This window comes from Pantoea sp. SGAir0430 (assembly GCF_043549295.1).
In genome coordinates this window covers 1,057,871-1,080,685 of sequence record NZ_CP039427.1, presented here as the reverse complement: position 1 = coordinate 1,080,685, position 22,815 = coordinate 1,057,871, and the positions used below count along the sequence as shown (strand labels likewise).

At 58.9% G+C, this 22,815-nt stretch carries 25 protein-coding genes; 13 read left to right on the top strand and 12 right to left on the bottom strand.

Annotated features, from left to right (window positions below; all coding sequences use genetic code 11):
• The first annotated feature begins 326 nt into the window (after positions 1–326).
• On the top strand, positions 327–1,361 hold the full coding sequence (rhaT, locus tag E7738_RS05195; protein WP_021506088.1) for an L-rhamnose/proton symporter RhaT: 1,035 nt from the start codon (positions 327–329) through the stop codon (positions 1,359–1,361).
• Between the two features lie 41 nt (positions 1,362–1,402).
• Here rhaT and rhaR read toward each other — a convergent pair whose 3' ends face one another.
• Together rhaR and rhaS are read right to left on the bottom strand one after the other, a co-directional pair.
• Positions 1,403–2,269 (bottom strand): HTH-type transcriptional activator RhaR, encoded by an 867-nt coding sequence (gene rhaR / locus E7738_RS05190; protein ID WP_058758520.1) that lies wholly within the window; start codon positions 2,267–2,269, stop codon positions 1,403–1,405.
• Between the two features lie 13 nt (positions 2,270–2,282).
• A complete protein-coding gene (gene rhaS, locus E7738_RS05185) occupies positions 2,283–3,104 on the bottom strand; it encodes an HTH-type transcriptional activator RhaS (protein ID WP_031279128.1) in 822 nt (273 codons plus the stop codon).
• Positions 3,105–3,393: 289 nt separating this feature from the next.
• Here rhaS and rhaB point away from each other — a divergent pair, with 289 nt between their 5' ends.
• From rhaB to rhaM, 4 genes are read left to right on the top strand one after another with little or no spacing between them, the layout of a single operon-like run.
• Positions 3,394–4,875: a rhamnulokinase gene (gene rhaB / locus E7738_RS05180; RefSeq protein WP_166710123.1), complete on the top strand. Its 1,482-nt coding sequence runs from the start codon at positions 3,394–3,396 to the stop codon at positions 4,873–4,875.
• Positions 4,859–6,115, top strand: a complete 1,257-nt coding sequence (locus E7738_RS05175; protein WP_394516172.1) for an L-rhamnose isomerase — start codon at positions 4,859–4,861, stop codon at positions 6,113–6,115. Before rhaB ends, E7738_RS05175 begins: the two co-directional genes overlap by 17 nt.
• Positions 6,116–6,126: 11 nt before the next feature.
• Complete coding sequence (rhaD, locus tag E7738_RS05170; protein ID WP_021506083.1) at positions 6,127–6,969, top strand: rhamnulose-1-phosphate aldolase; 843 nt, start codon at positions 6,127–6,129, stop codon at positions 6,967–6,969.
• The gene (gene rhaM / locus E7738_RS05165) at positions 6,959–7,273 is read left to right on the top strand and encodes an L-rhamnose mutarotase (RefSeq protein WP_021506082.1); all 315 of its coding nucleotides are present in this window, start codon (positions 6,959–6,961) and stop codon (positions 7,271–7,273) included. Before rhaD ends, rhaM begins: the two co-directional genes overlap by 11 nt.
• Positions 7,274–7,325: 52 nt before the next feature.
• Here the strand turns inward: rhaM and E7738_RS05160 are convergent, their stop codons facing one another.
• The 3 genes from E7738_RS05160 to E7738_RS05150 all read right to left on the bottom strand — a co-directional run bounded on the left by E7738_RS05160 (position 7,326) and on the right by E7738_RS05150 (position 10,512).
• Complete coding sequence (locus E7738_RS05160) at positions 7,326–8,510, bottom strand: sugar transporter (protein ID WP_031279126.1); 1,185 nt, start codon at positions 8,508–8,510, stop codon at positions 7,326–7,328.
• 325 nt (positions 8,511–8,835) lie between these two features.
• Positions 8,836–9,087, bottom strand: a complete 252-nt coding sequence (locus tag E7738_RS05155; protein WP_021506080.1) for a hypothetical protein — start codon at positions 9,085–9,087, stop codon at positions 8,836–8,838.
• Between the two features lie 168 nt (positions 9,088–9,255).
• On the bottom strand, positions 9,256–10,512 hold the full coding sequence (locus E7738_RS05150; protein ID WP_031279123.1) for an MFS transporter: 1,257 nt from the start codon (positions 10,510–10,512) through the stop codon (positions 9,256–9,258).
• Between the two features lie 94 nt (positions 10,513–10,606).
• Between E7738_RS05150 and E7738_RS05145 the strand changes: the two genes are divergently transcribed.
• The 4 genes from E7738_RS05145 to E7738_RS05130 all read left to right on the top strand — a co-directional run bounded on the left by E7738_RS05145 (position 10,607) and on the right by E7738_RS05130 (position 15,219).
• Entirely contained in the window at positions 10,607–11,503 is an 897-nt protein-coding gene (locus E7738_RS05145; protein WP_021506078.1) for a LysR family transcriptional regulator, read from the top strand.
• A 135-nt stretch (positions 11,504–11,638) separates the two neighbouring features.
• Complete coding sequence (locus E7738_RS05140; protein WP_021506077.1) at positions 11,639–12,856, top strand: sugar metabolism global transcriptional regulator Mlc; 1,218 nt, start codon at positions 11,639–11,641, stop codon at positions 12,854–12,856.
• A 105-nt stretch (positions 12,857–12,961) separates the two neighbouring features.
• Positions 12,962–13,663 carry a dethiobiotin synthase gene (bioD, locus tag E7738_RS05135; RefSeq protein ID WP_222985306.1) on the top strand — a complete coding sequence of 234 codons (702 nt, stop codon included), beginning with the start codon at positions 12,962–12,964 and terminating at the stop codon, positions 13,661–13,663.
• Positions 13,664–13,842: 179 nt separating this feature from the next.
• Entirely contained in the window at positions 13,843–15,219 is a 1,377-nt protein-coding gene (locus tag E7738_RS05130; RefSeq protein ID WP_394516171.1) for a nucleobase:cation symporter-2 family protein, read from the top strand.
• A gap of 51 nt (positions 15,220–15,270) precedes the next feature.
• Here E7738_RS05130 and osmV read toward each other — a convergent pair whose 3' ends face one another.
• From osmV to E7738_RS05110, 4 genes are read right to left on the bottom strand one after another with little or no spacing between them, the layout of a single operon-like run.
• On the bottom strand, positions 15,271–16,407 hold the full coding sequence (gene osmV / locus E7738_RS05125; protein ID WP_021506074.1) for an osmoprotectant ABC transporter ATP-binding protein OsmV: 1,137 nt from the start codon (positions 16,405–16,407) through the stop codon (positions 15,271–15,273).
• Positions 16,407–17,054 carry an osmoprotectant ABC transporter permease OsmW gene (gene osmW, locus E7738_RS05120; RefSeq protein WP_021506073.1) on the bottom strand — a complete coding sequence of 216 codons (648 nt, stop codon included), beginning with the start codon at positions 17,052–17,054 and terminating at the stop codon, positions 16,407–16,409. Before osmW ends, osmV begins: the two co-directional genes overlap by 1 nt.
• A gap of 9 nt (positions 17,055–17,063) precedes the next feature.
• A complete protein-coding gene (locus tag E7738_RS05115) occupies positions 17,064–17,990 on the bottom strand; it encodes a glycine betaine ABC transporter substrate-binding protein (RefSeq protein ID WP_058758530.1) in 927 nt (308 codons plus the stop codon).
• Positions 17,991–18,006: 16 nt separating this feature from the next.
• Positions 18,007–18,723: an ABC transporter permease gene (locus E7738_RS05110; RefSeq protein WP_021506071.1), complete on the bottom strand. Its 717-nt coding sequence runs from the start codon at positions 18,721–18,723 to the stop codon at positions 18,007–18,009.
• A gap of 17 nt (positions 18,724–18,740) precedes the next feature.
• Here E7738_RS05110 and E7738_RS05105 point away from each other — a divergent pair, with 17 nt between their 5' ends.
• Together E7738_RS05105 and E7738_RS05100 are read left to right on the top strand one after the other, a co-directional pair.
• A complete protein-coding gene (locus E7738_RS05105) occupies positions 18,741–18,986 on the top strand; it encodes a hypothetical protein (protein WP_309787117.1) in 246 nt (81 codons plus the stop codon).
• 119 nt (positions 18,987–19,105) lie between these two features.
• Positions 19,106–20,566 carry an MDR family MFS transporter gene (locus E7738_RS05100; RefSeq protein ID WP_278426990.1) on the top strand — a complete coding sequence of 487 codons (1,461 nt, stop codon included), beginning with the start codon at positions 19,106–19,108 and terminating at the stop codon, positions 20,564–20,566.
• Positions 20,567–20,597: 31 nt separating this feature from the next.
• Here E7738_RS05100 and E7738_RS05095 read toward each other — a convergent pair whose 3' ends face one another.
• Together E7738_RS05095 and E7738_RS05090 are read right to left on the bottom strand one after the other, a co-directional pair.
• The gene (locus E7738_RS05095; RefSeq protein WP_058769782.1) at positions 20,598–20,894 is read right to left on the bottom strand and encodes a DUF1161 domain-containing protein; all 297 of its coding nucleotides are present in this window, start codon (positions 20,892–20,894) and stop codon (positions 20,598–20,600) included.
• Positions 20,895–20,946: 52 nt separating this feature from the next.
• Positions 20,947–21,282 carry a DUF1283 family protein gene (locus tag E7738_RS05090; RefSeq protein WP_010618460.1) on the bottom strand — a complete coding sequence of 112 codons (336 nt, stop codon included), beginning with the start codon at positions 21,280–21,282 and terminating at the stop codon, positions 20,947–20,949.
• Between the two features lie 133 nt (positions 21,283–21,415).
• On the opposite strand from E7738_RS05090, the gene E7738_RS05085 reads away from it, so the two are divergent.
• Complete coding sequence (locus tag E7738_RS05085; protein ID WP_031279118.1) at positions 21,416–21,742, top strand: YnfA family protein; 327 nt, start codon at positions 21,416–21,418, stop codon at positions 21,740–21,742.
• A 45-nt stretch (positions 21,743–21,787) separates the two neighbouring features.
• Here the strand turns inward: E7738_RS05085 and ydfG are convergent, their stop codons facing one another.
• Complete coding sequence (ydfG, locus tag E7738_RS05080; protein WP_010618462.1) at positions 21,788–22,534, bottom strand: bifunctional NADP-dependent 3-hydroxy acid dehydrogenase/3-hydroxypropionate dehydrogenase YdfG; 747 nt, start codon at positions 22,532–22,534, stop codon at positions 21,788–21,790.
• 66 nt (positions 22,535–22,600) lie between these two features.
• On the opposite strand from ydfG, the gene E7738_RS05075 reads away from it, so the two are divergent.
• Entirely contained in the window at positions 22,601–22,783 is a 183-nt protein-coding gene (locus E7738_RS05075; protein ID WP_394516170.1) for a hypothetical protein, read from the top strand.
• Positions 22,784–22,815 lie beyond the last annotated feature (32 nt).

Sequence of the window (22,815 nt, the reverse complement as noted above, 5' to 3'; positions counted from 1 at the left end):
TTTAACCCCGTCGGGGGAAGTGCTTCGCGCAGCTTTGTGTGAGTGCCATGTTAAGCGGCGCGCTGGCAACAGATGAAAAACTGTGCCGATCAACACAACATAAATCAAAAATATGCCGAATAATAAGCAACTTAAAGAGTTTCCCCGGCATAACAGCGGCAAATTCGAATTTGTGATCCTTATGTTGCATACCCACCCGATTTTGCCAGTCAGCCTGGCTTTACGGCAACCATCCAAAGGCTGAGTCCACGCAGTGCGCCATAGACTGCCACTAATCGGAAACCGCAGGTGTTTCCGTCTGGCCTCAACCTTACGAAGGAATAACAATGAACAGTGCCATTCTTGCAGGTATCTTCTGGCATCTGGTGGGTGCCGCCAGCGCCGCCTGTTTTTATGCTCCGTTTAAACAGGTTAAAAAGTGGTCATGGGAAACCATGTGGTCGGTCGGCGGCGTGATGTCGTGGCTGATTCTGCCCTGGGCAGTCAGTGCCGCGCTGTTACCGAACTTCTGGGCGTACTACAGCAGTTTCAGTTTATCGCAGCTGCTGCCGGTGTTTCTGTTCGGTGCCATGTGGGGCATCGGCAACATCAACTATGGCCTCACCATGCGCTATCTGGGGATGTCGATGGGGATTGGTATCGCCATTGGCATTACGCTGGTGGTGGGGACGCTGATGACGCCGCTGTTGCAGGGCCGATTCGTTGAACTGTTCAGCTCCGCCGGTGGCCGGATGACGCTGCTGGGCGTGCTGGTTGCGCTGCTGGGTGTGGCGATTGTGTCACGTGCCGGACTGCTAAAGGAGCGGGCGCTGGGGATCAACGCCGAAGATTTTAACCTGAAGAAAGGCCTGGTGCTGGCGGTGCTGTGCGGCATCTTCTCTGCCGGCATGTCATTTGCCATGGATGCGGCGAAGCCGATGCATGAAGCCGCTGCCAGTCTGGGCATCAATCCGCTGTATGTGGCGTTGCCGAGTTACGTGGTGATTATGGGCGGTGGCGCGCTGATCAACCTCGCGTACTGCTTTATCCGCCTGGCGGTGAAGCCGGAGCTTTCGCTGCGCCGCGACTTTTCCGTGGCAAAACCGCTGCTGATCGCCAACATCGCCTTCGCCGTGCTGGGGGGAACCATGTGGTATCTGCAGTTCTTCTTTTATGCCTGGGGCCACGCAAAAATTCCTCCGCAGTACGACTTCGTAAGCTGGATGCTGCACATGAGCCTGTATGTGCTGTGCGGCGGCCTGGTGGGACTGGTGCTGAAGGAGTGGAAATCGGTGGGGCGTCGACCGGTGAGCGTGTTGTCGATTGGCTGCGTGGTAATCATTATCGCGGCAAACATTGTCGGTCTCGGTATGGCCGCCTGATAACGCTTAACACCGCACCGCCTGACGCGTCTCTGCGCGCGTCAGGCTTTTTCTTTGTCTGCCATCGGTTCGCGCGGCGACAAAAAACGCTGACGCCATGCGCTGGGCGTTAACCCGGTTTCGCGCGTAAACACCACGGAAAAGTAGTTGCTGTCATCAAACCCGCAGCGCGCCGCCACTTCGCTAATCAGACATGCCTGCGTGCGCAACAGATATTTTGCCTGACAAAGCTGCAGCTGACGCAGGTAGTGGCCGATGGTCATGCCGGTTTGCTGACGGAACAGCTGTTTCAGCGACCGTTCGCTGAGCTGATTTTGCTGGCAGAAATGGGGCAGATCGAAGGGGCGGCTGATATCGCCGAGCAGCGCCGACATCAGCAGATCGAGCTGTTCGCCCTCCGGCAGCACCCACGGGCGATCGGCGGCGTAGCCGTGACGGCGCAATATCAGTGCCAGCTGCAAAAACAGCGCTTCCGACAGCTGAATCGATAGCGAATCACTTTTGCGACTTTCGCGCTCCAGCTGGCTGATGACGCCGCGCGCCAGCGCCATGCCGCGCGTGGTCAGACGCCAGCTGGCGGGTGTCTCTTCATCCTGTGGCGGCAGCAGCTGCTGCCAGTCGAGCGCCAGGCTGAAGCGATCGCGGCAGTAGAGAATATTGTCGAGCGCCAGATCGTTGACGCTATCAAAGCTGTGGCAATCACTGTCGCGAATGTAAAACACATCGCCACAGGTGATCAGCCACGGCCGATCGTTGAGGATATGCAGGCCATTACCGCGCCAGACAATCACGATCTCGCTGAACTCATGCCGGTGCGGTGGGAAAGAGGGCTGCGGCATGCGTTCTGCCACGGCAATAGGCAAATTGCTGGCCGGGAAGTAATCCTCGCGCGTCAGTAACAGCGGCATGTCAGCCCTCCGGTTACCCCATCTGCTGGCGCGCCATGCGCGGCGCGCAGCCAAATTCCCGCCGGAACAGGGTGGAGAAGTGATTACTGTCACCAAACCCACACTGATAGGCGATGTCCGTGATGCGCATCTCGCTGTGGCGCAACAGGTGCCGCGCCTGCAATAAACGCAGCCGATTGAGATAGCGCTGCGGCGTGCTGCCGGTCTGCTGCTTCATCTGGCGATGCAGGGTACGCAGCGACAAACAGAAGCGATCGGCCAGCGCTTCCCACGCAATCTCCTCACTGTAGTGCGCATTCAGCCAGTCCAGCAAGCGGTGCAGGCGGGCATCCTGGTCCTGCGCCTGATCGTTGTGCGCCGCCTCGCGCAGCAGCACCAGCAGCTGCAAAAAGTGCTGTTCCTGCTGCGCCTGACGTTCCAGCGACCAGCTGTCCGGCTGCTTCATCTGCGTCACCAGCTGCAGCGCCTGCGCCATCACTTTATGGTTGATCCGCCAGTGTGAAACATACTGGCCGTCCTGTTCGCGCGGCAGCAGCGCCTGCAGACCGGACAGAAAGCGGAACGCCGCCGGACTGCGATACAACACATTCGTCAGGCACAGATTGTCGGTTTGCTCGTACAGATGGCGATCGTGATCGCGCACAAAACAGACGCAGCCGGCGCTGAGCGCCTGCGGCTGACCATTGAATACGTGGATGCCCGAGCCCTGTTCCACCAGCACAATTTCATGAAAATCATGGTGATGCTCCGGAAACGCCGACTGCGGTACACGCGGTTCAATGGCTATCGTGTAATCGCCGGCCGGAAAGAAATCAGCACTGTGTAATACCGTCATCATGCGCCCTCAGTTAACAAAACCGTAACCGAGTCTACGCAGCCGCCTGCCACCTTACCTTGAATTTTGCACCGGGCAGCGCAGGAAAATCGCCAATTATTCAAGATCGCCTAAGTGATTGATGGAATTGCGGCAAGGCTCACAACTCTGCCGTTATGCGGTTCTGTGAGCTCACTCACGAACACCTTTGCAAACCTGCCAGCGGTGATGACCCGCTGGCACTCGCGGGAAGGTGTCTGCGGCGCAGGATTTTTACTCTGTCGCCATGTCTTCACAGGGAGTACTCGCCATGAGTCTGCGTAATATTGTTGCCATCGATTTAGGCGCATCCAGTGGCCGCGTCATGCTGGCCAGCTGGCAGGCTGACCGTCAGCAGCTCAGCCTGCGCGAAGTGCGGCGTTTCGCCAACCCGCGCGTGCAGCGCGGCGATTATGACTGCTGGGACCTGGACCGGCTGGAACAGGAGATTCGCGCCGGACTGCAGCAGCTGGATGAGGAGGGCATTGTGCCGGACAGCCTCGGCATTGATACCTGGGGCGTGGATCTGGTGCTGCTGGACGCGCACGGCGAGCGGGTGGGTGAAGCGGTCAGCTACCGTGATAAACGCACCGACGGCCTGATGGCCCAGGCGATGCGTGAACTCGGGAAACCGGCGCTCTATCAGCGCACCGGCATTCAGTTTCTGCCGTTCAACACGCTGTATCAGCTGCGCGCGCTGCATCTGCAGCAACCGGACTGGCAGGCGCAGGTGAAGCACGCGCTGATGATTCCGGATTATCTGCACTATCGCCTGACCGGTGAACTCAACTGGGAATACACCAACGCCACCACCACCCAGCTGCTCAACATCCACAGCGGCGAATGGGATCGCGAGCTGCTGGCCTGGGCGGGCGCAGACGCCAGCTGGTTCGGCACGCCGCGTGCGCCGGGCAATACCGTCGGTTACTGGCGCAACGCCAGCGGCCAGCGCATCCCGGTGATCGCCGTCGCCACCCATGATACCGCCAGCGCGGTGCTGGCCACGCCGCTGGAACAGGACGATGCTGCCTATCTCAGCTCCGGCACCTGGTCGCTGATCGGCATCGAAAGCCTGCAGCCCTGCGTCAGCGAGGCGGCGCTGCAGGCTAATCTGACCAATGAAGGCGGTGCGGAAGGCTATCGGGTGCTGAAAAACATCATGGGCCTGTGGCTGTTGCAACGGGTGTGCAGCGAACTGCACATCAGCGATCTCACTGCGCTGATCGCCGACGCCGCGCGGGAACCGGCCTGCCGCGCCCTGATTCACCCTAATCATCACCGCTTCATCAATCCGGCCAGTATGGTGCAGGAGATCCAGAACGCCTGCGCCGAACAGGCGATGCCCGTGCCGCACAGCCCGGCGGCGCTGGCGCGCACCATCTTTGACAGCCTGGCGCTGCTCTATTCGCAGACGCTGCAGGAGCTTAGCCACCTGCGCGGCGCTGCGCTGCGTCAGTTACATATCGTCGGTGGCGGCTGCCAGAATCCGCTACTTAACCAGCTGTGCGCCGATGCCTGCCAGCTGCCGGTGTTTGCCGGCCCGGTGGAAGCCTCGACGCTGGGCAACATCGGCTGCCAGCTGATCGCGCTGGGTGAGTTGCGCGACGTGGCCGATTTACGCCGCTGCATTCGCCACAATTTCCCGTTAGAAAAATTTATCCCGCTGAATCACAGCGTCTTTGCGGCCCATCAGGCTCGCTTTGCGGCGCTGAGCCTACCTGCTAAGGAACTTGCATATGACAAAGCTGATTGAACAGGCCTTTGAACTGGCCAGACAACGCTACGCCGCCATTGGGGTAGATGTGGAACAGGTGATGGCACAACTGGATACCATTCCGGTGTCGATGCACTGCTGGCAGGGCGACGATGTACGTGGGTTTGAGAATCCGCAGGGGGCGCTCACCGGCGGCATTCAGGCGACCGGCAACTATCCGGGGCGGGCGCGCAACGCGGTTGAACTGCGTGCCGATCTCGACAAAGCGATGTCGCTGATTCCCGGCGCCAAACGCCTCAACCTGCATGCCATCTACCTTGAAAGCGACCGCCCGGTGGAACGTGATGCGATTGAACCGCAGCACTTCAGCAACTGGCTGGAGTGGGCGAAAAGCAGGCAGCTGGGGCTGGATTTTAACCCAACCTGTTTTTCTCATGCGCTTAGCGCAGACGGGTTTACGCTGTCGCATGCCGATCCGGGCATTCGCCAGTTCTGGATCGACCACTGCACCGCCAGCCGCCGTATTTCTGCCTGGTTTGGCGAGCAGCTGGGCACGCCGTCAGTCATGAATATCTGGGTGCCGGACGGGATGAAAGATCTCACCGTCGATCGCCTCGCGCCGCGCCAGCGTCTCGCCAGCGCGCTGGATGAGATCATCCGCGAACCGCTGAATCCGCAGCACCACATTGATGCGGTAGAAAGCAAACTGTTTGGCATTGGCGCGGAGAGTTACACCGTGGGTTCCAGTGAGTTCTGCCTCGGTTACGCCACCAGCCGCCAGACCGCGCTGACGCTGGATGCCGGCCACTTCCATCCTACCGAAGTGATCTCCGACAAAATCTCCAGCGCCATGCTGTTTGTGCCGCGCCTGCTGTTGCACGTCAGCCGTCCGGTCCGCTGGGACAGCGATCACGTGGTGATGCTGGATGATGAAACCCAGGCGATTGCCAGTGAGATCGCCCGACAAAAGTTGTTCGACAGGGTGCACATCGGTCTCGACTTCTTCGATGCCTCGATCAACCGCATTGCCGCCTGGGTGATCGGCACGCGCAATACCCAAAAAGCCCTGTTGCGGGCGCTGCTGGAGCCAGGCGAACAGCTGCGTCAGCGGGAGCGTGAAGGGGATTTCACCGCCCGTCTGGCGCTGCTTGAAGAGCAGAAGTCGCTGCCGTGGCAGGCGGTATGGGAAGCGTGGTGCCTGCGCCACGATGTGCCAGCCGATGCCAGCTGGCTAAGCGAAGTCCGTCACTACGAACAACACGTGCTGCGTCAACGTTAAGGAATCGATTCATGCAAACAATTCTCTCCGCGTGGTTTGTGCGCGACATGGTTAAAGCCACCAGTGACATGTGGCTGAAAGGCTGGGATGAACGTAACGGCGGCAACGTCAGTCTGCGTCTGTTGCCGGAAGAGGTCAGCGCGTATGCCAGCGATTTTTATCCGGCACCGCGCTGTATTGAACTGAGCAAGCCGGCGCCCGCGCTGGCCAACGACTGGTTTCTGGTGACCGGCTCCGGGAAGTTCTTTCGCAACGTGCAGCTCGATCCGGCAGACAGTCTGGTGCTGCTGCAGGTGGATGACAAAGGGCTGTCGTACAAAATTCACTGGGGGCTCAGCAACGGAGGGTTGCCAACGTCCGAGCTGGCGGCGCACTTTCAGTCGCACAGCGTACGCAAGACACTGAGCCACGGCGCGGACCGGGTGATTATGCACTGTCACGCCACCCACTTTATGGCGCTCAGCTATGTGGTGGATCTGGATGCGGCGCGCTTTACCCGCCTGCTGTGGGAGGGCAGCACCGAGTGCCTGGTGGTGTTCCCCGATGGCGTCGGCATTTTGCCCTGGATGGTACCGGGTACCGATGGCATTGGTCAGGCGACGGCAGAAGCGATGGCCAGCCATAGCCTGGTGATGTGGCCTTTCCACGGAATCTTTGGCACCGGACCGACGCTCGACGAAACCTTTGGTCTGATTGATACCGCTGAGAAGTCATCGCAGGTGGTGGTCATGGCGCTGTCGATGGGCGGCATTCGTCAGAGCATCACCACCGAACAGCTGATTGCGCTGGGCGAGCGCTTTAACGTGAAGCCGTGGCCGGCGGCGCTGCAGGCGGAGCGCAGTGATGTTGCGTAAAGCGTTCGTCATGCAGGTCTATGCGCACTGCCATGCGGAGTATCAGCGCCGTCACACGCCAATCTGGCCGGAGCTGGAACGGACGCTGAAAGCGCATGGCGCCCATAACTACGCGATCTGGCTGGATGCTGAACGCAACCTGCTGTTTGCCAGCGTCGAGGTTGAATCCGAAGCGCGCTGGCAGGCCGTGGCGCAAACCGAGGTGTGTCAGCGCTGGTGGGCGTCTATGCGTGACCTGATGCCATCAAATCCCGACAACAGCCCGCTGAGCAAAGCCCTGCAGCCGATGTTTTTCCTGCCTTAGCCGGCCATGTCAGCAGCGGTGCCGCCAGGGGCGCCGCTGCCTGTGAAACGCATTAGCCGTTGGAGCGCAGCTGCGGATAACGGCGGAAAATGGCGATACACCAGAACAGTCCCGCCAGGCCAATGATGGCGCCCACGTTGCCCACGTCTGCCATCTGCAGATGCAGACTGACCTGGTTACCGAGTAGCGCGCCTGCGCCAATACCGATGTTATAAATACCGGAAAACAGCGACATGGCGACGTCGGTGGCGTCCGGTGCCAGCGATAGCACGCGCACCTGCATCGCCAGGCCGATCATCATCATTGCCATTCCCCAGATAATACACAGCACGGTAATCGCTGCCGGGCGTACCGCAGCAAACACCAGCAGACCCATACACAGGGTAATCAGCGCAATGGCGGCGATCAGCAGCGCGGACGGGAATTTATTGCCCAGCGTGCTGAACAGAATGCTGCCCAGAATGCCGGCTGAGCCGAACAGCAGCAGTAACAGGGTGGTGAAGTTCTCATCGGCGCTGGCTACCACCTGCATAAACGGCTCGATATAGCTGTAAGCGGTGTAGTGCGCGGTCACCACGACGGTGACCAGAATGTACATCGCCACCAGCGCCGGGCGGCGAAACAGCATCGGCACGCTGCTGAGTGAACCGGTGTGCTCACTCGGCAGGCGCGGCAGTATCCGCACCAGCATAATCAGCAGTACCAGTGCTGACAGGCCGATCATACCAAAGGTGGTACGCCAGCCCAGATACTGACCCACAATACGACCAATCGGCACGCCCAGCACCATCGCCAGCGCCGTGCCCGTGGCCAGCATACTCAACGCCTGGGTTTTCTTGCCGGCCGGCGCAACGCGAATCGCCAGCGAGGCGGTGATCGACCAGAACACCGCATGCGCCAGCGCAATACCAATGCGCGACAGCACCAGCGACGTGAAATCCCACGCCACGGCCGATAACAGGTGGCTGGCAACAAACAGAATAAACAGGATGGCCAGCAGCAGGCGGCGCTCGACGTTGCGCGTCAGCAGCATTAACGGCAGCGATAACAGCGCCACGACCCAGGCATAGATGGTCAGCATGATACCGACATCAGCGGTTTTCATTGCAAAGCTGCTGGCGATGTCCGACAGCAGGCCAACCGGCACAAATTCGGTGGTATTGAAGACAAAAGCAGCGATAGCCAGCAGCACCACGCGCAGCCAGGCTGTTTTACGGGAAACGGTTGTTGATTGCATTGAATTCTAATCGGCTAAACGACGAGTGAGGGGGTCAGAATGCACCCGGTAAAGTGACCTCGATCACAAATTTCCGCTATTGTGGAGCATTAGTCAGCCGATGAAAACCGTTAACCCGGGTTTTATCACTGAATATTTCTTATCGCGCTGAGCGTGGTAAATAGCCTGCGGTTATGGAGAGTTGTTGCGGCTGCGTGCTGCCGGCCCGCGAGTCTGCCGTACCAGCACAGGCTAAGTCAGGTGTTTCTGTAACAGAAAAATCGCTTAGCCGTGCTGAGGGCGGGTATCGTGCGGACGGGTGTGGTTCAGACCAGGATTATCAGAGTCACGCCATATGCTTTAGTGCCACGCTAAAGTTGTGGGTCGGATTTTTTTTTACGCCCACCGGGCAGCAGTGTTCGCAGCCCAACGCAGTGGCGTAAAATTTACGCGCCTGCTGGATTGCGGCACCGGGCGTGTAAAAAGTCCCCAGAAAACGGCGACCGCCGTCGGAAGGCAGGAACGGACAGCCCTTCGCATGCACCACATGATTGTCGTTATAACCGGCATGCTTATCGACATAATAGTAAAGCTCCATCTGACTACCTCATTGCTGTGTAAAAAATAAGTCTATGTATTATTGGAATAGAACGAATTATAGCGATGAATTGCTATTTTGTTTTAAGTGGTACGGCGCGAATGCCTGATTATTCGAATCCAGCGGAGCAGGCGGGACGCTGAGGTCCCGCGCTAACGATGAAGGGTATTACAGTTTGCGGCCCTGTAAACGCAGGCCAACCAGCAGTGCCAGCACCAGCAGGGCGCTGATAAACAGGGTTACGCCCGGCCAGCCGTATCGGTGCCAGAACACGCCGCCCAGGGTGCCGGCCACGCTGGAGCCCACGTAGTAGCTGAACAGGTAAAGTGATGATGCCTGGCCTTTCGCCCGGCGCGCGCGCGGTCCAATCCAGCCGCTGGCCACCGAATGGGCGGCAAAGAAGCCGGCAGTAAACAGCATCATGCCCGGCAAAATCAGCCACAGCGAACTAAAGGCGGTCAGCAGCAGACCGGCCAGCATGATCGCCGTGGCGCCCGTCATCACCGGACCGCGACCAAAGCGGCTGGTCATCGCGCCGGCTTTCGGCGAGCTCCACGAACCGGTGAGATACACCACGGACAGCAGCCCGACCACCGCCTGGCTCAGTGACCACGGCGCGCTCAGTAAACGGTAGCCGATGTAGTTAAACAGCGTGACAAACGCGCCCATCAGCAGAAAGCCTTCGGCAAACAGCAGCGGCAACCCTTTGTCGCGCCAGTGCAGGCGGAAGTTGATCAGCAAACTGCGTGGCCGCAGCGAGGCAGGGCGAAAATGGCGCGACGCGGGCAGAATTTTCCAGAACATCAGCGCGCCAGCCAGCGCACAGCAGCCAATGACGCCAATGGCAATACGCCACGAGAAAAAGTCGGTCAGTACACCGGAGAGTAAACGACCGCTCATGCCGCCAATCGAGTTACCGCTGATGTACAGCCCCATGGAGAAGGCGATGACCCGCGGGTGCATCTCTTCGCTCAGGTAAGTCATGCCCACCGCCGCGACGCCACTGAGCGACAGACCGGTCAGCGCGCGCATCAGCAGAATCCCCTGCCAGCTGCTCATGGTGGCGGAGATCAGCGTACAAATCGCCGCCAGCATCAGCGCGGTCACCATCACCGATTTACGCCCAATCGCATCTGACAGCGGGCCGGTGAACAGCAGGCCCAGCGCCATCAGCCCGGTGGAGAGCGACAGCGAAATACTGCTTTCGGCAGGCGTCACGCCAAACTGCTGTGACAGCACCGGCAGAATCGGTTGTACGCAATAGAGCAGGGCGAAAGTGGCAAGACCGGCAGAGAACAGCGCCAGCGTCACGCGCATAAACTGCGGCGATCCACGTTCAATCCATTCAGTAGCGGTATCGGCGGTAACAGGCTTCGTGGACAAGCTGTCCTCATCAAGCGTCACAGCCTGGGAAGAGCGACTCACAGTACATCCTCAATTCAGCAAATGTCTGAATACTGTAGGAAAGGCTAAATAGGTTGTACAATATATTAATAATCTCAAATGAGACGTTTAAGATATGATGATTGAGCTGCGCCATCTGCGCTACTTTATTGCCGTTGCGGAAGAGCTGCACTTTGGCCGCGCCGCACAGCGGCTGCACATTTCTCAGCCGCCGCTCAGTCAGCAGATTCTGCAACTGGAACAGGCGCTGGATGCGCAGCTGTTCACCCGTACTAATCGCAGCGTACAGCTCACGCCGGCCGGCCAGTCGTTTTTACAGGATGCGCGCGCGGTTTTATTGCAGGTAGAGCAGGCGGCCGGCCGCGCGGCGCGCATTCATCACGGTCAGCAGGGAGAGTTGCGTATTGGCTTTACCTCCTCGGCGCCGTTTACCGGACTGGTGTCGGATGCGCTGTATCACTATCGTCAGCGCTGGCCGGACGTGCATATTCAGATGCAGGAGTACAACACGCGGCAGCAACTGGCACCGCTGCACGAGGGGCGACTCGATCTGGGCGTCATGCGCAATACGCCGCTGCCGGAGGATCTTCAGCACCGCCTGTTGCTGCGTGAACCGCTGTGCGCGGTGGTGCACCACGCGCATCCGCTGGCACAGGCCACGTCAATTAGCATCCGGGCGTTAGCCAGCGAACCTTTTGTTTTCTTTGATGCGCAGGGCGGCACGGCCCTGTACGGTGAAATTCTGGCGCTGCTGCATCGCTACCAAATCAAACCTTACATTACCCAGGAAGTGGGTGAAGCCATGACGATACTCGGCCTAGTGGCAACCGGCCTTGGCGTGTCGATTTTACCCGCCTCGTTTGCCCGCGCGCGACTGGCGGAAGTCGCCTGGATTCCGCTACAGGAAAGCGATGCCATTTCTGAGGTGTGGCTGGTGTGGTCAGCGCTGCGCCAGCCGAGTGCGCAGATGAGCAATATGATGGCGCTGCTGCTGCACAATGCCGAGGAATGAACCCGCGGGTACAGAAAACCGCGTTCTTTGTGTGCGATAAATCACATTTCTAATCAAATATTTGACGCTGCGCGCCAATCTGCATCACCATAGCTGCTGTTTATTTAGAAGCGCGAAAATATCCGGGAGCAGGGCGTGAATCTGGACAGTCAGCCTGGCCATATTGACCAAATAAAACAGACCAATGCCGGTGCAGTGTATCGTCTGATTGACCATTACGGTCCGATTTCGCGGATTGAGCTGTCGAAACGTGCCCAGCTGGCCCCGGCCAGCATCACCAAAATTGTGCGCGAAATGCTGGATGCGCATCTGGTGCAGGAGACCGAGTTTCAGGAGCCAGGCAGTCGCGGACGGCCGGCGATAGGGCTGATCCTCGATACCCTGGCCTGGCACTATCTGGCTGTTCGCCTCCAGCCGGGGTTCATCACCCTGACACTGCGCGATCTCAGCAGCCGCGCGCTACAGGAAGATCGCCTGCCGCTGCCCGCCAGCGCCGACACGCCGCTACTGCAGACGCTGCAGGAGCTGGTCAACGCCTTTTTCATTCGCCATCAGCAAAAACTTGAACGTCTCACCGCTATCGCCATTACCCTGCCGGGACTGATCAACGCCGCCTCCGGCGTGGTGCACCGTATGCCGGGCTATGACGTACAGGATATGCCGCTGGGCGAAACCCTGGCGCAGCGCACCGGACTGCCGGTATTCGTCCAGCACGATATCTCCGCATGGACGCTGGCAGAGGCGCTGTTTGGTGCCTCACGGGGTGCGCAGGACGTGATTCAGATTGTCATTGACGAAACGGTGGGCGCCGGGGTGATCAGCGGTGGCCAGCTGCTGCACAAAAGCGGACGCGCGCTGGTGGAGATCGGTCATACGCAGATCGATCCTTACGGCCAGCAGTGTTACTGCGGCAACCATGGCTGTCTGGAAACGGTGGCCAGCACCGGCAGCCTGCTGCAGCTGGCGGCACAGCGTTTATCATCGCAGCCGGACAGCCAGCTGCACCAGCAGCCGCTGACGCTGGCCTCGCTGTGTGCCGCTGCGCAGCAGGGCGACCGGCTGGCGCGGGACGTCATTGCCGGCGTCGGTCATCATATCGGGCGCATGCTGGCGATGATGGTCAACATCTTTAATCCTCAACAAATTCTTATCGGTTCACCGCTTAACCAGGCGGCGGACGTGCTGTTCCCGGCAGTCAGCAGCACCATTCGCCAGCAGGCGCTGCCGGCGTATAGTCACGCTATTCAGCTGACGCCCGCGGCCTTTAACGATCCCGGCACGCTGGGCGGCGCGGCGCTGATCAAAGACGCGCTCTATAGCGGCCATTTACTGATAAAACTGTTGCAGGGCTAACGCCAGCCCGCCTTAAGTTTGCGCTAACGCAAGCTCTCGCCTGGGACAAATCCTTAAACTGCCTCCTTTGCAGGTTACACATCGCTTTAATGAAGGAGGAGAAAGGTGAAAACGATTTTTGTCACCGGTACCGACACCGCGGTGGGTAAGACCGTGGTTTCCCGCGCACTGTTACAGTGCTTTGCCAAAGCGAATCTGTGTGCCGCTGGCTACAAGCCGGTTGCCAAAAGCGCGCAGCACACGCCGGAAGGTCTCCGTAATAAAGATGCCGTACTGCTGCAGCAGGCATCCGGCCTCACGCTGAACTACAGCGACGTCAATCCCGTGACGCTGGAAGAGGATGAAATCAGCACCAGCCCGGCGCAGCGCATCGATTATCCGTTACTCAATCGCGGGCTGGCTGGCTTACAGGATCGCGCTGCACGCGTGGTGGTGGAAGGCACGGGCGGCTGGCGCAGCCTGATGAATGACTTACGGCCGCTGTCGCAGTGGGTACAGCAGGCGCAACTGCCGGTGGTGCTGGTGGTGGGCATTAAAGAGGGATGCATTAGCCACGCTTTACTGACCGCCGAAGCGATTGCCGCCGATGGCCTGACGCTGGCGGGCTGGGTCGCCAATCGCATCAATCCCGGACTGGCGCACTATGCTGAAATCATTGATGTTCTGCGCGATAAGCTGAACGCGCCGCTGTTGGGTGAACTGCCTTATCTGCCGCGCGCCGAACAGCGTGATTTGAGTGGTTATCTGGATATAACGTTACTCGGGAGTGATGCGCTGCACAGCGAGAGTGCAAAGCCCGCCGCCTGATGAAACAAAATGCGGCATATCGCACGCAGCTGAATCCGAAGTTTCAGGAGCAGCTGCTTTTTTTTATGCCGTAAACCTGTTTATATTCAATCATCTGTCCTGAATTTTTTCTGCCCGCTGTCGCCCTGGCGCGTTTCATGCATCAGGCAAACTGATAAATCGTTTGCCGGAGCCCTGCTATGTTGCACCCAGAAGAAGAGAAAGGTTTGTTGTACGGGCTGGATGCCCGCATCGGTCCTGCACCGGCGTTCTTTGCCGCCCTGCAGCACGTGCTGGCCAGCGTGGTCGGTATCATCACACCGCCGCTGATTATCGGTTCCGTGCTGGGGTTACAGGCCTGGATTCCGTATCTCATTAGCATGTCGCTGCTGGTTTCCGGACTCGGTACTTTTCTGCAGGCGCGCCGTTTCTGCGGCATTGGCGCAGGCATGATCTGTCTGCAGGGCACCAGCTTCGCCTTTCTCGGCGTCATTCTCTCGGCGGGGATGACGGTGAAAGCGCAGGGCGGTTCACCGCAGGCGATCCTCGCCATGATTTTTGGCTGCAACCTGGTGGCGGCGCTGATCCCGATGCTGATTAGCCGCTGCATCACACCGCTGCGAAAAGTGCTGACCCCGGTGGTGACTGGTACGGTGATCACCCTGATTGGTATCAGCCTGATAAAAGTCAGTATTACCGACTGGGCGGGCGGGCATAACGCCCGCGATTTTGGTGCGCCGGGTAATCTGGCGCTGGGGGCGCTGACTCTGCTGGTGATTATCGTGCTTAACCGTTCCCACTCGCGCTGGGCGCGGCTGGTGGCGGTGGTCGCCGGCATTGGTGCGGGCTGCATCGCGGCGGCGCTGAGCGGTCATCTGCCGCTGAAGCCGATGGCGGAGACGCACTGGCTGGTGCTGCCTTCGCTACTGCATTTTGGCTTTGATTTTAGCTGGACGCTGTTTGTGCCGATTGCGCTGGTCTCGGTGATCTGCGTGATTGAGGCGGTGGGCGACCTGACCGCCAACTGCCTGATTTCACGCCAGCCGCTGGAAGGCGACGGGTTTCAGCGCCGGCTGCAGGGCGGGATTCTGGCCGATGGCCTCAGCTGCCTGCTGGCGGCACTGTTCTCGGCGTTTCCCAATACCACCTTTGCGCAGAACAACGGGGTGATTCAGATGACCGGCGTCGCCAGTCGCTACGTGGGGATGGTGATTGGCCTGATGCTGGTGCTGCTGGGCATCTTCCCGCTGGTCGGCAACCTGCTACAGCAGATTCCGCCGCCGGTGCTGGGCGGGGCAACGCTGGTGATGTTTGGCAGCGTGGTCGCCGCCGGTATTCGCGTGATGACGCAGGCCCCGCTGGGGCGGCGTGAGATGCTGATTGTGGCGGTGTCGTTTGGCATCGGCCTCGGGGTGGAAGCGGTTCCGGACGTGCTGAAACAGTTCCCGCCGCTGGTCAGCAACCTGTTTGGTCATGCAGTCACCACCGGCGGGATTCTCGCCATGCTGCTGAACGTGGTACTGCCGAATGAAGCTAAAACGGTTGCGGCGGTCGGCGCGGTTGAAGAGAGCCACTGACGCACAGTTGACCTTCAGAATCGCGCCCTCCGTGGCGCGGTTCGGTCGGGGTTACGGGTTGAGACGACGGCGTGTACGGCCGGAGCTGAGGTAATCCGCGATGTAATCCTGCGAAATTTCGCCGCTGTAGCGACCTTCCTCATCAACAATCGGCATCCATACCGTGTTGTGTTCATACAGCTTCGACAGCACCACGCGCAGGTTCTCCTCCGCTTTGCCGGTGACCTTAAAGGTGTGCAGCATCTCCTCGCAGCGGCCGGTGGCGCCGCGCGCTTCTCGACGTTTGACAAAGCCCAGCGGTTTGCCATCTTCGTCGACCACCGTGACCGAACGCATGTCGTTGTCGTCCATGGTCGCGAACGCCTCCTGCAGCGGGGTACTGCGCTGCACGGTGATGGTCGGCTGCTGATCGGTGACGTCGCCCGCCTGCACCAGTAGCAGACGCTTCAGCGTACGGTCCTGACCGACGAACGAGCCGACAAATTCGTTGGCCGGCTGCGCCAGCAGTTCGTCCGGGCTGGCACACTGCACGATTTTGCCCTGGCCAAATACCGCGATGCGGTCACCGAGCTTCAGCGCCTCATCAATATCGTGGCTCACCAGCATCACGGTTTTCTTCAGCTGGCGCTGCATATCGAGGAACTCGTTCTGAATCACCTCGCGGTTGATCGGGTCGACGGCACCGAACGGTTCATCCATCAGCAGTACCGGTGGATCCGCCGCCAGCGCGCGGATCACGCCGATGCGCTGCTGCTGGCCGCCCGACATCTCTCGCGGGTAGCGATGCAGAAACTTCGTCGGGTCAAGCGCCACCATGCTCATCAGCTCCGTCGCCCGTTCCCGGCAGCGTTTTTTGTCCCAGCCCAGCATGCGCGGCACCACGGTAATGTTCTCTTCAATGGTCATGTTCGGGAACAGACCAATCTGCTGAATCACATAGCCGATATTGCGGCGCAGCGTGACGGTATCCTGGCCGCTGGTGTCTTCGCCATTAATTAAAATCCGCCCGCTGCTGGCGGGGATCAGACGGTTAATCATCTTCAGTGTGGTGGTTTTGCCGCAGCCGGACGGACCCAGCAGCACACACATCTCCCCGGCAGGCACTTCCAGGCTGACGTTATCAACGGCATTGAACGTGGTGCCGTTTTTTTGCGTAAAGGTTTTCGTCAGGTTTTCCAGTTTTATCATTATCGAATCCCCTTAGGAGTCAGCGCCGACTGCAGACGGTGCAGCAGCCAGTCAAGAATAATCGCCAGTAAACAGATCATCAGTGCGCCGGCTATCAGCATACGCACATCGCTGCCGCTGATGCCGTCCAGCAGTTGCAGGCCCAGGCCGCCGGCACCGATCACCGCCGCAATCGCCATCACGCCGACGTTCATCACCACGGCGGTACGGATACCGCCAAAAATCACCGGCAGCGCCATCGGAATTTCCACCCAGCGCAGGCGCTGCCAGAAGGTCATGCCGATACCGCGACCGGCTTCGCGCAGCCCGGGCGGCAGATTTTCCAGCGCGGTATGGGTATTACGCACAATCGGCAGCAGTGAATAGAGAAACACCGCGGTAATCGCCGGCAGGGCGCCAATCCCCTGACCGATCAGTGAAAACAGCGGAATCATCAGACCAAACAGCGCAATGGTCGGGATGGTCAGCACGATGGTGGCGATGCCCAGCACCGGTGTTGCCAGCCATTTGAAGCGAACAATCAGAATGCCCAGCGGCACGCCGACGAGGATGGCAAAACCTACCGCCACCAGCACCAGCCAGGTGTGCTGCCAGGTCAGCGCCAGCAGCGTGTTCCAGTTATCCATGATGTAATGCAGGGTATCCATTGCGCCTCCTTACAGCATGTTTTTGGATTTGAGAAAATCACGCGCCACCTGCTGCGGCGACTGGTGATCGATATCGACGCGCTTGTTCATCTCGGTGATGGCTTCATCGGTGATCAGCGGCGACAGCGCATTCAGCGCGGCCTCAAGGCCAGGATGGCTTTCCAGCACATCCTGACGCACTACTGGCGTGACGTTGTAACTTGGGAAGAAGTGCTTATCATCCTCCAGTACTTTCAAATCAAAGCCTTTTACCCGGCCATCGGTGGTGTAGATCAGTCCGGCATCGACAAAGCCGTCGCGTACTGCGTTGTAGACCAGACCGGGGTCCATCTGACGAATCTGTGGGCGATCCAGCGGCATGTTGTAGGCTTTTTGCAGCGGTTTCAGACCATCCGAGCGGCCGGCAAACTCCAGATCGAGACCGAGTTTCCAGTTGTGATCCGGATCGGTGTTGCGTACCTGTTCCAGCTTCGCCACCAGCTGCGACATGGTGCTGATGCCTTCGGCGTCAGCGCGCTGGCGCTGCATGGCAAACGCGTAGGTGTTATTCATCGGGGCAGGATTGAGCCACACCAGTCCCAGCTTCGCGTCCAGCTGTTTAACGGTTTTGTACGCCTCTTCAGACGACATCGGCTTGTTGATATGGTTAAAAATAATCAGCGAGGTGCCGGTATATTCCCACGTCATATCAATCTGCTTGTTGATCATCGCGTTGCGCCCGATGGTGGTGGCGATATTGGTTTTCGGGATGACCTGAAAACCTTTCTTTTGCAGCCACATCACCGTCATCGCAGACAGGATATGTTGCTCGGTAAAGCTTTTGGTCGCCATTACGATGGGCGTGGCGGCGAGCGCGCCGTGACTGAGGGTTAAGGTGGCGGTCAGGGCCAGCGCGGTGCGTTTGACCCAGCGCGCCAGCAGATTAGCAGTGGCCATAATTACATGCTCCGGGTTAAGCCGCAGAGTGCGGGCTGAGGACGCGTCCCAATGCTGCCAGCAGCATGTCGAGGATCAGGGCAAACAGGGCGGTGGCCACTGCGCCGAGGATCAGCGTCGGGAAGTCGTTGAGATAAATACCGGGGAAAATCAGCTCGCCGTAGCTGCTGGCACCTATTAAAAAGGCCAGCGGCGCGGTGCCGACGTTAATCGCGGTCGCGATGCGTACCCCGGCCAGGATCACCGGCAGCGCATTCGGCAGCTCGACGCGACGCAGCCGCTGCAGTTTGGTCATACCGATACCGTTGGCCGCTTCAATCAGCGACGGCGGTACCGCGCTCAAACCGGCGTAGGTATTGCGCACAATCGGCAGCAGGGAGGCGAGGAACAGCGCGATCAGCGCCGGACGGTCGCCAATGCCGACAATCACCATCGCCAGCGCCAGCACAGCCAGCGGTGGCAGCGTGTTACCGACGTTGAAGATTTGCATCACATATTCAGCCCAGCGACGGGCGAAGGGACGGCTGAGCAAAATCCCGCTCGGGATGCCAACCAGTAAAGCGCATAACATCGACCAGAACACTAAGTACAGGTGTTGCTGCCCAAGGTAAAGTAAATCCACCTTGCGGTCGCGCAGCGTATCCAGCCCTAATCCCCACACCAGCAGGGCTATCACCACCACGATGGCGAGCAGTGCCAGCCCGGCACGTCGGGCGAGCGATGCGTTGTGCATAGCGTGCGTCTCCCTGATTGAAAAAATCGATTGATTTTATGACGTTATTTTCAGCGTACCGGCGTTATGCGGTGCAATACACAGACGAAAATCCAGCACGCTGTCAAATTGCAGTTAAAATGACTGTTTCCCAGCTTTTTCACAGTGAAAAACCAGAAACTGCCTTTAGACCTATAGCAACGCTTGATGATCATTGCCAGTTTTCACGGCAAAATCAGGTAGATACAAAAGCGGTAAAACTAAGCGAAACCCGCATGAAATAAGGTGTCGTTCGACAATAAAAAATTTTCATCAAGATAGGTGACATTGTCACAAACAGGCGCACGCAGAGGAAACTGAGTCGGCGAAATTTCGACTAGCCTTGTAAGAAAAAGGGAGACGTATGACTGAAAGCGCACAATTACAAACGGAACATCGCCACTGGATTCTGATTGCCTGCATGCTGGCGATGTTTATGGCTGCCATTGAGGTCACTATTGTGGCCACGGCAATGCCAACCATCATTGCCGATCTTGGCGGTTTCGCGCAGTTTGGCTGGGTATTTTCTATTTATCTGTTAACGCAGGCGGTAAGCGTCCCGTTGTATGGCAGACTGGCGGATATCTGGGGTCGCAAACGATTATTTTTCATCGGCGTAACGCTGTTTTTGCTGGGCTCGATGCTGTGCGGTTTTGCCCATAGCATGACGTGGCTGATTGTGTTTCGTGCCTTTCAGGGCCTGGGTGCCGGCGCGATCATGCCGCTGACCACCACCATCGTGGCGGACATTTACTCGCCGCGCGAGCGCGCCAGCGTGCAGGGCTGGCTCTCCAGCGTCTGGGGTGTCGCGGCCGTCATTGGTCCGCTGAGCGGTGCCTGGCTGGTTCAGCACTTTAACTGGTCGGTGATTTTCTGGGTAAACGTGCCGATTGGCCTGCTCTCCATGCTGCTGCTGGCGCGTTTTCTGCCGGCGCGCGAACAGCATCAGGGCGCAACGCTGAATCTGACCGGCAGTTGCTGGTTGATGATCAGCGTTACCGCACTGCTGGTGGCGCTGTTACAGGCGGAAGCGCTGGGGTTCTGGCTGGTGCCGTTCCTGGCGCTGGCGCTGCTGGCCGGCTGGCGGCTGAAACATCACGAGCAGCGCGCCGATGCGCCGCTGTTTCCGCTGGCGCTGTGGCGCAGCCGCCTGATTGTGGCCGGTAATGCCGGGAACCTGATTATCGGGGCCACCATGATGGGCATCAGCGCATTTCTGCCGACGTGGATTCAGGGCATTACTGGCGGCACGCCGCTGCAGGCGGGCAGCGCGCTGGCGATGATGTCGATTGGCTGGCCGCTGGCCAGTACGCTCAGCGGGCGCCTGATGCTGATCACCTCGTATCGCTTTACCGCGCAGCTTGGCGCGTTTTTACTGATTGCCGGCAGCGCGCTGTTACTGCTGCTGCGCGCCGACAGCAGCATCATGCAGGCCGGGCTGACGGCGTTTGTTATTGGCACCGGGATGGGCATGACCAGCACCACCTTTCTGGTGTCGGTACAAAATCATGCGCACTATGAAATTCGCGGCATCTGCACCGCCTCGATCATGTTCAGCCGCATGCTGGGTTCAGCCATCGGCACCGCGATAATGGGCGCGGTGCTCAACCTTAACCTGTCGCTGCGGCTGCCGCAGGCCAGCGATCCGATGCAGAAAATTATGGCACCGGAGAGCCGTCAGGCGCTGCCGCAGGAACAGTTACACTTCTGGACCGGACAGATTGCCAGTTCGCTGCACTGGGTATTTGTGGTGGCATTGCTGATTGCGCTGCTGACGTTGTGGATTGCGTGGCTGATGCCGCGTCAGCGGCCGGAAGCGGAATAAAGCAGGGCGGCCGACCAGCCGCCCGAAGGGATTACTGTGCGGGAGCATCCTGCGAGCTGCCCGCGCTGTCCGGCACGCTGCTATCCGCATCGCGACCGTTTTTCTTGTAAACGATTTTCTGCGTGTCGTTTTCACAGTGGCCAACGACCTGACCGCCTGCCTGATCAACCTGATCGTTCGGCACGATATCCAGCGTAAAATCCGATTCCGCCACGCCATTGTTGATGATCTTTTTGCTGATATCGGCGCGCACGCTTTCGCAGGACGCCTGCACCGCCAGCGGTAACGCCAGCGCCATTAGCAACACAACTGCATTACGTTTTTTCATCACTCACTCCTTGTTGCGTCATTCCCGTGAAAACTATAGCAGCTGTCGCGCGTTACGGCGCCAGCGGACGGCCGGTGCGGCGATCGAGGCAGCGCAGGGTGTTCGGTTCCCAGTACGCATTAACGTTGTAGCTTTTTTCGCAGGCGTCGCGGGTATCAAAGGCCCGGTCTGCCTTATCGAACTCTTTCTCCACGCGGGTATTTACCTTGTTACGCAGGTTGCGCGTATCGTTCCACTGCTCTTTGCTCTGACGCGCCGCCTCGTTGCTGGCCGCGTTGTTGCCATCTTCGATAATCAGGCGATCCGTCTTAGCGACAGCCAGCGGCGCAGTCAGCAATACGCTGGCGGTCAGCGTGGTAGCCAGCAGGGCGGAAAACAGTTTTTTCATCGTCATTTCCTTTCGTTAACTCCAGCACAGCGCGCAGGGCGGCTGTCACAACACTGTCTGTCAGTATATCATCGCTGCTTCTTTGCTCACCAGCGGTGAGCGGTTTGTTTAACGATCAGAGAGACTTTGTATGCTGGTGAAAACCGCGCTGCTGTTTTTTATCACTGCGATTGCCGAGATCACCGGCTGTTTTCTGCCGTGGCTGTGGCTGAAGCGTGGTATGAGCGCCTGGCTATTGTTACCGGCCGCAGCCAGCCTGGCGCTGTTTGTCTGGCTGCTGACCCTGCATCCGGCTGCCAGCGGCCGGGTGTATGCGGCTTATGGCGGCGTGTATGTGTTAACGGCGCTGATCTGGCTGCGGCTGGTCGATGGCGTCAAATTGAGTGCGTGGGATTGGGTGGGTGCGCTGGTGGCCTTCAGCGGCATGCTGATTATCGTTATCGGCTGGGGCAAGGCCTGAACCGGGCGCGCAGGGCGACCCCACGGGCCGCCACGCTAAGCTTGCTTATCCTTTAAACACTTTCAGTCCGGCGGTGGTTTGCGTCACCGGCATGATTTCCAGCGTGTTGATGTTGACGTGCTTCGGCAGCGTGGTCACCCAATAGACCGCTTCCGTCACGTCTTCCGCCGTCAGCGCGGTGGTGCCTTCATACACCGCATCCGCGCGGCCATCGTCACCTTTGAAGCGCACGTTCGAAAACTCGGTGCCGCCCACCAGGCCAGGCTCAATATCGGTGACGCGCAGCGCGGTGCCGTGCAGGTCGGTGCGCAGGTTGAGGCTGAACTGGCGCACAAACGCCTTGGTTGCCCCGTACACGTTGCCGCCGGCGTACGGCCAGCTGCCGGCTATCGAGCCAATATTGACGATGTGACCGACGTTGCGCTCTACCATGGCAGGCAGCACGGCGCGCGTCATATACACCAGCCCTTTGTTGTTGGTGTCGATCATATTTTCCCAGTCTTCAACGCTGGCTTTATGCGCCGGTTCGACGCCCAGCGCCAGCCCGGCATTGTTCACCAGCACATCGATATCACGCCATTCGGCGGGCAGGGCAGCGATGGCTTCTTCGATAGCCGCGCGGTTACGCACATCCAGCTGCACGGTATACAGGTTGTCGCCCAGTTCCTGTTTTAATTCCTGCAAACGCTCAGCACGGCGTCCGCTGGCGATCACTTTGTGACCTGTAGCAATGAAGCGGCGGGTGATACTTTGACCAAAACCGGCGGTCGCACCGGTAACAAAAATAATCATCTCACTGTTCCTTATACGATTTCAGGTTCTCTGCCACACCTTAGCATTAACCCCGCAGCGGCGCTCATGAAAAGCGTGAGCGGCGTGTTGCAGAATCTTTCCTGCCCGTTTGCGGTGCAGCCCTGCACCATGATCGTGCCCGATCAGGCACCTTTTCCCGGCGTAAAACGCCAGCACAATGCGCAAGCGCAATACCACGAACAGGCAATCGGTTACGCATACGATTGCCTGCAATTTTTGCGACGATAATCGCGCTGAAATTGGGTATTTATCTGAATTTA